Origin of the sequence: Lactobacillus gallinarum (assembly GCF_002160635.1) — a bacterium.
GTDB classification, from domain to species: domain Bacteria; phylum Bacillota; class Bacilli; order Lactobacillales; family Lactobacillaceae; genus Lactobacillus; species Lactobacillus gallinarum.
This window is the reverse complement of sequence record NZ_NFKZ01000045.1, coordinates 1-10,045: the sequence shown is the minus strand read 5'-3', so window position 1 is coordinate 10,045 and position 10,045 is coordinate 1. Positions and strand designations below refer to the sequence as shown.

General features: G+C 37.3%; 13 protein-coding genes. All 13 read right to left on the bottom strand.

Going from position 1 to position 10,045, the window contains the following annotated elements:
• Positions 1 to 768: 768 nt before the first annotated feature.
• Positions 769 to 1,191 (bottom strand): hypothetical protein, encoded by a 423-nt coding sequence (locus tag B5E95_RS09715; RefSeq protein WP_087236493.1) that lies wholly within the window; start codon positions 1,189 to 1,191, stop codon positions 769 to 771.
• The gene (locus B5E95_RS09710; RefSeq protein ID WP_087236491.1) at positions 1,181 to 1,543 is read right to left on the bottom strand and encodes a hypothetical protein; all 363 of its coding nucleotides are present in this window, start codon (positions 1,541 to 1,543) and stop codon (positions 1,181 to 1,183) included. The genes B5E95_RS09715 and B5E95_RS09710 overlap by 11 nt, the downstream gene beginning before the upstream one ends.
• Positions 1,544 to 1,611: 68 nt before the next feature.
• Complete coding sequence (locus tag B5E95_RS09705) at positions 1,612 to 1,830, bottom strand: hypothetical protein (RefSeq protein ID WP_143437595.1); 219 nt, start codon at positions 1,828 to 1,830, stop codon at positions 1,612 to 1,614.
• Positions 1,831 to 1,937: 107 nt separating this feature from the next.
• Positions 1,938 to 2,756 (bottom strand): hypothetical protein, encoded by an 819-nt coding sequence (locus B5E95_RS09700; protein WP_087236487.1) that lies wholly within the window; start codon positions 2,754 to 2,756, stop codon positions 1,938 to 1,940.
• A 3-nt stretch (positions 2,757 to 2,759) separates the two neighbouring features.
• Positions 2,760 to 2,978 carry a hypothetical protein gene (locus tag B5E95_RS09695; RefSeq protein WP_143437593.1) on the bottom strand — a complete coding sequence of 73 codons (219 nt, stop codon included), beginning with the start codon at positions 2,976 to 2,978 and terminating at the stop codon, positions 2,760 to 2,762.
• 100 nt (positions 2,979 to 3,078) lie between these two features.
• Positions 3,079 to 3,435 carry a hypothetical protein gene (locus tag B5E95_RS09690; protein ID WP_087236483.1) on the bottom strand — a complete coding sequence of 119 codons (357 nt, stop codon included), beginning with the start codon at positions 3,433 to 3,435 and terminating at the stop codon, positions 3,079 to 3,081.
• Positions 3,425 to 4,207 (bottom strand): ParA family protein, encoded by a 783-nt coding sequence (locus B5E95_RS09685; RefSeq protein ID WP_087236481.1) that lies wholly within the window; start codon positions 4,205 to 4,207, stop codon positions 3,425 to 3,427. The genes B5E95_RS09690 and B5E95_RS09685 overlap by 11 nt, the downstream gene beginning before the upstream one ends.
• A gap of 18 nt (positions 4,208 to 4,225) precedes the next feature.
• Positions 4,226 to 5,209 (bottom strand): tyrosine-type recombinase/integrase, encoded by a 984-nt coding sequence (locus tag B5E95_RS09680; RefSeq protein ID WP_206391362.1) that lies wholly within the window; start codon positions 5,207 to 5,209, stop codon positions 4,226 to 4,228.
• A gap of 846 nt (positions 5,210 to 6,055) precedes the next feature.
• On the bottom strand, positions 6,056 to 6,730 hold the full coding sequence (locus tag B5E95_RS09675; RefSeq protein ID WP_087236479.1) for a hypothetical protein: 675 nt from the start codon (positions 6,728 to 6,730) through the stop codon (positions 6,056 to 6,058).
• On the bottom strand, positions 6,730 to 6,945 hold the full coding sequence (locus B5E95_RS09670) for a hypothetical protein (protein ID WP_087236477.1): 216 nt from the start codon (positions 6,943 to 6,945) through the stop codon (positions 6,730 to 6,732). The genes B5E95_RS09675 and B5E95_RS09670 overlap by 1 nt, the downstream gene beginning before the upstream one ends.
• Positions 6,946 to 7,434: 489 nt before the next feature.
• On the bottom strand, positions 7,435 to 8,949 hold the full coding sequence (locus B5E95_RS09665) for a DUF5906 domain-containing protein (RefSeq protein WP_087236475.1): 1,515 nt from the start codon (positions 8,947 to 8,949) through the stop codon (positions 7,435 to 7,437).
• Positions 8,936 to 9,799 carry a bifunctional DNA primase/polymerase gene (locus B5E95_RS09660; protein ID WP_087236474.1) on the bottom strand — a complete coding sequence of 288 codons (864 nt, stop codon included), beginning with the start codon at positions 9,797 to 9,799 and terminating at the stop codon, positions 8,936 to 8,938. The genes B5E95_RS09665 and B5E95_RS09660 overlap by 14 nt, the downstream gene beginning before the upstream one ends.
• Positions 9,792 to 10,010, bottom strand: coding sequence for a hypothetical protein (locus B5E95_RS09655; RefSeq protein ID WP_087236472.1), 219 nt, complete (start codon positions 10,008 to 10,010; stop codon positions 9,792 to 9,794). Before B5E95_RS09655 ends, B5E95_RS09660 begins: the two co-directional genes overlap by 8 nt.
• Positions 10,011 to 10,045: the final 35 nt, after the last annotated feature.

Here is a 10,045-nt window from a genome sequence, read left to right as displayed (position 1 = left end):
TACTTCATAAGTAAAAACTGGACTCTTTTTTATAGCGTCTCTGATGTCCTGGTTAGGTTTAGGGCGCTTGTATGTCTGTTTCATGAGTTATACCTCAACTTTCTAGTAACTCGTTGATGTATAAAAAAAGGCAATGTAGAACTTGATGTAATAGTTCACATTGCTTAAATACTCATTCTTTATACTTAAATACTTGTTTATCACTTGTAGCTTTTTGTAAAGTAAAGTTTTACTTTTGTAAAGAATACTTTTAAATTTATACAGAAAAATTTGACTTTTATACAAATTTTCTTACTTTTTTACTACTTTTAGTAATATTTTAGTGATAACATAGGTGTGTATAAAGAATGAAATTTATAAACGCAACATTTTCAAGTTCTTTATTTTTCCACTAAAGCGATTAGAGCCTCCAACTCTAATTGCTTTTTTTATGCATCAATATTTTATTGTTGTACCAGTGATTGTCACTGGTCTTTTTTTATTATAGAACACTTTTTTAGAGAATGACACATCTATTTGTGAAAATAATTAATCTCAATTTTTTTGGCAAAAAAATAGCATCCCCTTAGAGGGATGCGGTTCCGCAGATGATATTTTTTTACACACTTGTTTGGTCAAGTAAAATTTCACAAAGTCTGGAAATAATCTATAGTGAACTATAATAACCTATCATAGCTTATAACAGTAAAAGCGGTCACTATAGGTTATTTATCATAGCCTGTTATAACCTCGCTTGTGAATTTTTCCTGTAATATTTTTAAGCAAAGATTAGTTCATAGCCTCGTTTTTTTCATCATAAGAAAAACTGGTCAGCTCAAATTTATACTCTGGGTGTTTCTTCTTTGCTGCTGCTATTTCATTGCCTGGTGTGAAGATGATCTTATAGTATTTTTGTCGTGCTGGTTCGTCCTGTTCGTTGTCTTGATTGTCTGAGCCAAAAATGCGCGCTATCTCTCTTAGCTGGTCAGTGGTCAAACTGTCTATTACCTGCCGTACCTGGTCAATAGCAATGGTATTGAACGCGTATTTACTCTTAACATGTTTGATAGCGTCCTCAAGTGTCTCAAACTGCTCACCATCTTTGAGAGTTATCCAGGTATTCCAGGCACTAGCAATTTTCATAGTGCCAGTAGCTTTGCGTCCATGATTCTCTAAACGTTTGATGCGGTTGTTAATTGACTTAAGATTCATTTTGTTCTGCTGCCTCTTTTTCAAGTTCGTCTAAACGGTCCAATATATCTTGCTGGCTTGCCACCTGGAATGCACTATCTAATACGATCTTTGCGGCTCTGGTCTGTTCGGTCGGGGTTGCTTCTTCGCTGTCCATAATGCGTGCTAGTGTCTCAACTGCCTTGCTAGATAGTTGGCGTAAGCGATTGCCCGTGAACTCCATTATCTTCTGCCGTCTTTGTTGATACATCTTTTTGAACTCTGGGTCATTGTCAAAGCGGTTTGCGGTGGCGCGTGAAATATGTGCTGCCTGGTAAGCCTCTTTTTTTGTGCTGCTAGTCATAAGTGCATTAAGGTATTTTTCCTTTTTCATGTTGTTGGAACTGTTGCTCAAATTGCTCACCTCGCTTCGATGTCTCAGAATGTCTCACAATGTTTCAATCAAATATCATCGATGATTAACACCGTTGCTTCATTATGCGACTTGCTAAAATGATTGATAGCTGCTGAGCTAGTTGCAAAGGATTGCTTAGCCCCTGCTAAACACCATTTACCGCTGTCATGATTTAAATATATTAAGCCAGCCCCCTTAGATGGTGCTTGTATCTTTTTCTCCAGCTTGCTAAGTCGCCGCCGTATTGCCTTGAAATTAGTATTCATTGCATATTTCATTGACCTTTATCTCTATTTCTATTTCCGCTAATGCTTATTTGTGGAAATAGGATTTAATTTAGTAAAAATTGCTGCCGCTTGCTGATAAATAGCCGTTAAGATAGAAATTTACCTTTCAAATATTCTTTTGTCTCACTTTCAAAATTAGTTGTACCTAGTTTCTTAATAATAATATTTAGAACTTTCTTTCCTGTTGCAACTTGTGAGAGGTTCTTAGCTTCAATCTTATTTTTCAATTCTGCCAATACTGAAACTAATAATTTCAAAATTTCCATTGCTTCACTGTCTAATAAATTGAGTTGTTCCAATTCTGTCCAATTCTCTTGAAGTTCATATGCGTAAACATAGCCTTGCATTATTAATTTATATTCTGCTGCGTTGTCAGGAGCATTAGAAATATTTTTGGCTGTGTCTGCTGCAAGTAATGCTAGTTCTAGGGGATGCGGCTTAGTAATTGTTTTTTCATTAGGCTTTATCAAATTAATAATTCTAGGATTATCTTTTTGACTAACTATCTTCAAAGCAATTAGGAATAGAGTACACTGCTTCACAAACTCATTTTCGTATTCATCAATTCTAAGTGTTTCAGGATAGTCACTAGCTTTGTCGTATTCTTTGTACTCACCATTGTAAATAAATGGAATTGCTGCTGTTAGGTAAAAAGTTAGGCTGTTCTCGAGTGCCTTATAAGATTTATCAGCATTGCCATCTTGTTCCCTAATATCTGAAACTGCATTATAAACGTATTCCATAGCTTCCCCGTTGGGGTCTAACTTATAAATTTTATCTAGGATTAAATTTAGCATTACTGAACTATCTACGCTGTAATCCTGCTTATATTTATTAAAGTCTTCTGCATTTATAACTATCTCTTTAAAGATGCTGCTAAAAATCTTGTGTGCGGTAGTTTCCATAAGCTATGCTCCTTTTGGCAAAAACTCCTGCGCTGCACGTAGTATTTCTTTTTCTTGTTGTGGGTCTCTTTTAATGATAGTGTCGTCAGCATCATCATAAAAAAGATAGGGAACAGACCACACTAGATAGTCATGTACTTTCTTTTCTAATTCCCAGTAGTGCTGCTCAAATTTAGGGTCGCTGCTTTGCTTATTGCTAATAAAGCTGAGTAGTTTTTGCAATTTTACCTTATCGTCCATACTGTCAGTAATTAGAGCTAATATTCCTGTAGTTAATACTGCAATGTTTGGTTAAAAATTTCTTCGTAGTTACTCATTTTATTTAGTTTCTTTCTAGTTCTAAGATTTTACTAGCCAGGCTCTTTACTTCTGGATTTTTCTTGAATTGTTTCTTGATATAGTCCTCCATAACTTCATTCACCATTTCATTGACACTGACTTTCTTACTCATAGCTAATACTTTCATATTTACGCTAGTCTCTTTAGTGAATAAGAATTGTTTACGCTGAGAACGCGTTTCTGTGGTCGAGTTCACTCTTTTTGCTGAATGATTGACCGTCTTTGATCTCTCAGTCTTTGTATGTGATCTGGCGTTCTGCTGTGGTTCTGTTTGTTGGGTGTCCTTTGTTGCAAACATGTCACTAACATCTAAATTAAAGTTTTTTGTTTTACTTGTCATTTTGGATAACCTCCAGTAATTCATCTACAAAATTGTTTGCGTCTTTAGTAACTCCAGCTCGCTTGCTGTAATCGTAAATCGATTTGAATTGATGCTCCGCTTCTTTCACTACGATTGCCTCACGTATCTTTGTGTCAAATACCTTTGTCTTAAGGGTCGCTGCTCCCTGGCTTAACAAGTTTGCTGCTACTTTGGAATACACGGTACGCGCGTTGTATCGATCAATCAGAATACCAGCTACTTTGAGTTTCTTATTATTGATTTGGCGGATAGTCTGGGCTAGGTCTGCCAGTCCTTTTATGCTGTATAAATCCGCTTGCGTTGGAATAACCATATAATCTGATGCGGTTAAAGCATTAGTAATTAGAATGCTTAGTGCTGGTGGTGTATCGATCAAAACATAATCATACTTGCTCTTGATTGACTTGATAGCGTCCCTTAATAAATCCGCTCTGTACATATTGTTTTGAGCCAGTGCGACATCTAATTGTGCAAGTTGCTTTGTCGCTGGGATTAAGTCAATCAACAAGTTAATAGGTACTAAACAATCTTTTGCAGCCGTTTCTCCTGTCAGCAACTCAAACGAGGTTTTACCGCTGCCATTGTATTGTCTACCCTGGGATAAACTAAAAGTAGCATCTGCTTGTTGGTCCAGGTCGATTACTAGCACATGTTTGCCACGATCTGCCAGTCCATAGGCTAGAAATAGCGATGTCGTGGTTTTACCAGTGCCTCCCTTTTGATTTGTTATAGTAATTACTTTAGATTTCATACTCTCTCACTTTCTCAGTTAACTAAATAGCGCTCTATCCACGTCCTGTGAGGCTGGATTCTTTGAAGCATCGATATTGTGAGCGTAGATTTCGGTCGTTTGCAAGTTCCTATGTCTTAAAAGGTGCTGTGTTTCAATAGGTGTCGCTCCATTTAATAAGCTCAAAGTTGCTGCCGTATGTCTGGTAGAGTGAGCCGTTAATCGTGGGCTATCTAGTCCAGCTTTGCGGAATATCTTTTTCACGATACCTCTAATGGAACGGGTAGTCATGCGACCATTTTTATTGCGGTTGCTGGTGCTAGTGAATAGCGGCTGTGCTAAATCATCACATTTTCTAACACTCAAATACTCACGTACCGCTGTTTCTACGTGTTCTGGCATTCTTACAAGGTCGTCCTTGTCCTGGTGTCCTTTACCTTGCACATATAAAACTGTATTGTCTCCTACATTACGTATGTCCTCAACGTTTGCTCGTACTACTTCGATAGTTCTAAGCCCCATCGTTAACATAAGCACTAGCATTGCATAATCACGCTTACCAGTAAGAGTTGAGCGGTCAATGGTTGCCAGCACTTTCTTAGCTTGCTTTGATGTTAGATAGTCCTTTTTAAAGTTTCGACTTAGCTTTTCACTTTTCACATATTTTGCGATATTCGGGTAGAGTTGGCGCGCTTCTGTCCATTTGAAGAACTGCTTAACAGCGATGATGTAATTTTGTACGGTCGTCTCTTTCTTACCTGCTGCTCTTAACGCGTCTCTGTATTCAAATACAGTGTCCATGCTGGGCTGTGTGATCTGGTTCTCACGTAAATACTTAAACCATTGGCGCAATGATATTGAGTAAGTCCTTATGGTGTTAGGTGAAGCATCTATTAACTTTACGAAGTCCTCAAACATTGCATTAAGGCTGTTTTGATCTAAGGGTAAACTAAGGGTATTTACATCGGTTTGTGGATTTCTCAACGTTGGCTGGATATTTGTAATTTCTTTTCCAGTGTCCATAATTATCACACCTCGCTTTATGTATTTTTGTAGTATTAAATTTATACTTAATTACACACATATATTACTACATTTTTGTGTTATTGTGTATAATGATGTAAAATATAAATTGTAAATATTATTGTTTAGATTTTAAATCACGTATCAAACAATATTTATAAAAATTACTTGTCTAAAGTGCCTGCTATCATTGCGATAACAAGCATTTTTGTTTTTATCTATTCACTATACACAATTATTTAATTATGTAATTTAAGTTTTGTGTAAAAATGTAGTATAATAATAACCGTGTTGGGTAGTGCTTTAATCCAGACACATCATTTTTTATACTCTATATCACTTAGAACGCTCAGCAAAATTGCTGAGCTTTTTTGTATACTCTGGCTTATAGAGTTTTGATACCTCTGTCCTATTTTGAATTTTCACATAGGGTTTTATGAAACACTTGCTCAGATTCCCCTCTATTTTCATTTCTAAGCGGTTTTAAGCCAGCCACCTATGATTACACATGATCTTCTTTTAAATCGATCTATCCTAGTAAAAATTAAATATTTTTTGTATTTTCTAACTGTTGTCTGTTCAAAGCACTGTAATAGTGCATCCCCTGGGAGGGATGAAACTGTTTCACAATACTAGTAATTTCAGGTTTGAGCATCAAAAAAGGGCGTAGCGGATTGCTACTCCCTCAAGGCTTTTCACGCCTGCTAATGTTATTACTTTTCTATTTTCAATAATGACACTACCACCTGGCGTGGGGCTTGATCTAATAACATTGCTGCTAGTGTCATTACTAGCAAATAACACTAGCTGGATAGCTCTATTTGTTCCACGGTGGTTTGCTGCCAGCTACAAATTTATTAGAGAGTGATCTGGTACATAGATTCTTGTTGATACTTCTAAGTAAGCGTAGATTTTCCCTTTGTTGTTAAGCTTATAAAAGCTCTCTCCCTTAAGATATAGAGCGTGTTTCATGCTTATTTCTCTGTAATCAATGTAATTTTCTTTCCCATCATGTTTTTCTTTTGGTAGGTCCTTTTCATAATCCGCTCTAGTAAGCCAGCAAACATAGGCTATTTTTGAATACTTGCATGAGTGTCTAAAATCATCAATTTCACCGTTCTCTTTATCAAACTCCATGAGGTCTTTTATTTCTTCTGCTCTGTAGTTAGGCATTTTGATAATCTTACCGCCTGGCTCACATGTGAACTCGTTAAGAGGTTGAATTGTGCCTATGCTGTCTTTGAGTAGTTCCTGGAATAGTCCTCGCATTTGAATTGTTTCTGCGGACTTATCGTCACCTGGATAAAAAGCTGGAGGTACATTTTTGCCTATAACTAGTAGGTCGTTAGTTTCAGTGTCTCTTTCCCACCATTGGGCTATGTTTGACCGCTTTACTTGTAGCTGCTTGCCTTTATCTGTCTTTACATTAATGAAATCTACTTTATCCAGTCCTGTCGCGTCCGCTGTTTCATCAGTTGAATAAACTTCTGCTTTTTTCGTAACGGTAAGTAATTGTTCCATTATCTTGTCCTCCTGCGCTTATTCTTGTTAATAAAATAAAATTTACTTGTAACTTCTCTGAATGAAAATACCAGTCCTTTTGCGATCTTCTGCTCTAAGTCTTTTTTGTTCTGGGCGCGGTGTTCTTCGTTGGTATATGCGTCTCTTACTAAGGTGTAATAGTAAACGTGAGTAGTATCTGCCACTCCATAGTCATCCATTGTTACTTTTTCCATGTCTTACTGTCCTTTAATTTGATATAAGGGGGTGACAGTTTTTAGAGGGGGTGACAGTTTTTTTGTCACCTTTTTGTCACCTCTTAAAATTCCTTGCAGCTCTAAGAGTTACGCCTTCTTCGATTGTGTGATTTTCTCAGCTTTGATGACAGTTTTTTTTAATTCTGTCACCACTGGCTTTGCTTGCCCCCGTAGGGATTTGCCACGGTCGGGTGACAGAAATGACAGTTTTTTAAAAAAGTTAGTAGTTCTTTATGTATATGTAGGAGAACGGCTCTTTTTATAATATATACATAACTAACTTAAAAATATTAGTAATTCTGTCACCAAAATATACTTAATCCTTAGAGCCTCAACGCTCTCCGAGGGTGACAGTTTTAAAAAATTCTGTCACCAACATCTTACAAAAAAAGCGCAAGTCCCTAGAGCCTCAAGGGCTTACGCTGGGTGACAGTTTTTTAAAAAATTCTGTCACCTTTTAAAATTCTGTCACCTTTTTGGCGTTGTTCCAGAATCACTTTTTAGTTTTAAGCCTAGCCAATAGCGGGAGTTCTTACTTCTGGCAGATTTATACCCCTTCTCACGTAACTGTCTATTAAACTTAGTCTTACTTAAAGCTTTTAATCCACTCTGGAATGTCCATTCGGTGTAAGCATTATAAGTGGTATCATACTTTCTTTTGAAGTCAGATGGTACTTCACCTTTAGGTAAGGCACGTTCATTTAAGAATAACTGTACCTGGTCGTTTTCTGTATTCCAGATTTGTCTATTTTCGATGGTTTGCTCGTCTTGATAGAGTTGCCATTCTTTGATGTCTGCCCTTTGCTGCTGGTCTTTGATCTGGTCACAAAATGCTTTGATACATTCAATTACAAATGCTCCACGCTCTTTTAAAATTTCACTGCGATTGTATTTTTTATCAAAGCCCTTAATACCTCTAGTAGTGATAATATAGCCACGTCTGGCAAAACCTTTTGAGATGTCGCGGTACTCTGGTAAGTCGTTGCAAGCAAACATTAACTTAGCATGGTTGATGAAACTGGTATCTTCATGAAATTTGACGCTTGCGTAAATAGGGTCATTACCTGTGAGCGTCTTAATCATACTTGCGTCCTGGATAAAATCGTTAGTAATATCATTTCGAGTGTTAAGTCGCTTGCCTCTTAATCCAGCTAAACTAAAGTTCTTGCTGTTCTTCTCACTGGCGGTTAAAGATTGCAATGAAATGTGGCTTACTTCGTTCGGTGGTAGTAAACTATTAATAAAGTTAAGAGTGGTACTCTTTCCATCTCCTCCAGAAGCTAACAAGATGATGTAAGCCTGGAAATATTGGTAAGTTGGGAAGAACATATACCCTATATATTGCTTTAAAGTTAATGCGCTTGTGCTGAAAGTCTCGTTAAACCATTTATCAGTTTGTGAGGCTTTTTTTGGTGCGTTCTGTACTGAGAATGTAGCAAAATCAGTGAAGAAATATTTAGGACTGTTAGGTTCGATATGAATATTTCCTGCCAGGTCAAAACATAGCACACCATCAACTGTTAAAATCTTGTGAGGTTCAATTCTTTCGATGGTGTCAGCTTTGCTCTTGATATTGTTGAGAAGTTCACCATTGATATAAGTAAGTGTGTCTTTTTCTCGTTTGGCTGTCCATAACTTATGGTTCTTTAACTGATTATGAACAAAGGGTTTAATTTCATCTAGGCTGGATAGCTGCCACACCTTCTGCTTAACAGTAGCCTCACTGGTATCTGTGATTTTGTTTTCCTTATAGCGATATGTCCAAAACTCGTTGTCTTTGCCATCTCGAACGAGCAGCCACTCATTTTTATGTTGATTGTAAATATACTCGCCTAGTTTTGCGATTGAAGCTGATTTCTTGCCTGTCTTTTGGTCATATTCAATCCAATCTGGACGAGCATTTTTGTGTTTCATCTGCTCTCTTTGAAATTGAATGACAGTTTTTACTTCTTCGGGATTACTGCCTTTATCATTTGTGGTCATGCTTTGATACCTCACTTCTCAAAATGCTACTAAAGGTTTTTGAAATTTCATCAAATGTAAGTGGCGCTGGTACTCGTTTACCGCTACTAAGCGTTCTAAAAAATCTACGGTTTACATCTTGTAAGATAATTAAAATTGCTTCTGGGTCAGCTCCAGCCCTTAGCAGCTTGCCAGTTAAGTAAGCGATGGTGTTATTTCGATTACCTGCTTCATACGACTGTGCAATTTCATTAATTAACTTGCCAGTCCAGGAACTCGCCACGAAGTCACTATTAGCTAATGGTGCTTTATAGTTGCTTGTTGCTCGAAGTCCCTTGCTCTGATTGTAGATTTTTTGAAGATGATCTATAAGTCCATATGGTGCGATAACCATAGGCACGTCTTTATATATGGTGTAATTGCCTTTACCTTTTTTGCTAGGTGCTACTAATGCGTAGTTATTAGGGTGAGCTTTAATATCAATTCCTGGTAGTAGGTCCAGCATTTGAAGTGGGTGTAAGTCGAAGTTTTTAGGCTTGTAGTAGTAAAGGTGCATACCTCCCGAAGCGGTCCATTCTGAGTAGGTAGGTAAAAGAAGCTCACGAGGTATTGTTTTTAATGATTTAAAGCCGTCAATCTCTTTGCTGCCTGTGTGTGCTGGGCTATCAATATCAATAACAAAATGGTTAACCGTACGTAGTGCGATGTTGTAGTTAGGGTTCTTAGTCCATAGTTCTTTGATCTTGTCCCTGGAGAGTGCTGGCTTGTCCTTAAATGGAATAGCTGGATTTTTTGCTCCAGGTTCAATAGGGACGACATAAAAACCTCTTTGTTGGTAGTCGAGTGCAGCCTCCATCATCTTGTTATTCATGAGCGCTGCCTTCGACTTTCTTTGATAGTCTAGCGATTGCTGCCATGATCTTCCCGCGTTCTTCTGGGCTTAACTTATATCTAAGGTGTAAAAGAAATGTGTTTGCACTGATTCCTAAAGCCTCAGCTACTTCATAAGTAAAAACTGGACTCTTTTTTATAGCGTCTCTGATGTCCTGGTTAGGTTTAGGGCGCTTGTATGTCTGTTTCATGAGTTATACCTCAACTTTCTAGTAACTCGTTGATG

What these genes read in the sequence shown, in the direction of transcription:
- B5E95_RS09715 (WP_087236493.1), bottom strand. Translation starts at nt 1,191, where the DNA reads ATGAATCTTAAGTCAATTAACAACCGCATCAAACGTTTAGAGAATCAT.
- B5E95_RS09710 (WP_087236491.1), bottom strand. Translation starts at nt 1,543, where the DNA reads ATGAAAAAGGAAAAATACCTTAATGCACTTATGACTAGCAGCACAAAA.
- B5E95_RS09705 (WP_143437595.1), bottom strand. Translation starts at nt 1,830, where the DNA reads ATGAATACTAATTTCAAGGCAATACGGCGGCGACTTAGCAAGCTGGAG.
- B5E95_RS09700 (WP_087236487.1), bottom strand. Translation starts at nt 2,756, where the DNA reads ATGGAAACTACCGCACACAAGATTTTTAGCAGCATCTTTAAAGAGATA.
- B5E95_RS09690 (WP_087236483.1), bottom strand. Translation starts at nt 3,435, where the DNA reads ATGACAAGTAAAACAAAAAACTTTAATTTAGATGTTAGTGACATGTTT.
- B5E95_RS09685 (WP_087236481.1), bottom strand. Translation starts at nt 4,207, where the DNA reads ATGAAATCTAAAGTAATTACTATAACAAATCAAAAGGGAGGCACTGGT.
- B5E95_RS09680 (WP_206391362.1), bottom strand. Translation starts at nt 5,209, where the DNA reads ATGGACACTGGAAAAGAAATTACAAATATCCAGCCAACGTTGAGAAAT.
- B5E95_RS09675 (WP_087236479.1), bottom strand. Translation starts at nt 6,730, where the DNA reads ATGGAACAATTACTTACCGTTACGAAAAAAGCAGAAGTTTATTCAACT.
- B5E95_RS09670 (WP_087236477.1), bottom strand. Translation starts at nt 6,945, where the DNA reads ATGGAAAAAGTAACAATGGATGACTATGGAGTGGCAGATACTACTCAC.
- B5E95_RS09665 (WP_087236475.1), bottom strand. Translation starts at nt 8,949, where the DNA reads ATGACCACAAATGATAAAGGCAGTAATCCCGAAGAAGTAAAAACTGTC.
- B5E95_RS09660 (WP_087236474.1), bottom strand. Translation starts at nt 9,799, where the DNA reads ATGAATAACAAGATGATGGAGGCTGCACTCGACTACCAACAAAGAGGT.
- B5E95_RS09655 (WP_087236472.1), bottom strand. Translation starts at nt 10,010, where the DNA reads ATGAAACAGACATACAAGCGCCCTAAACCTAACCAGGACATCAGAGAC.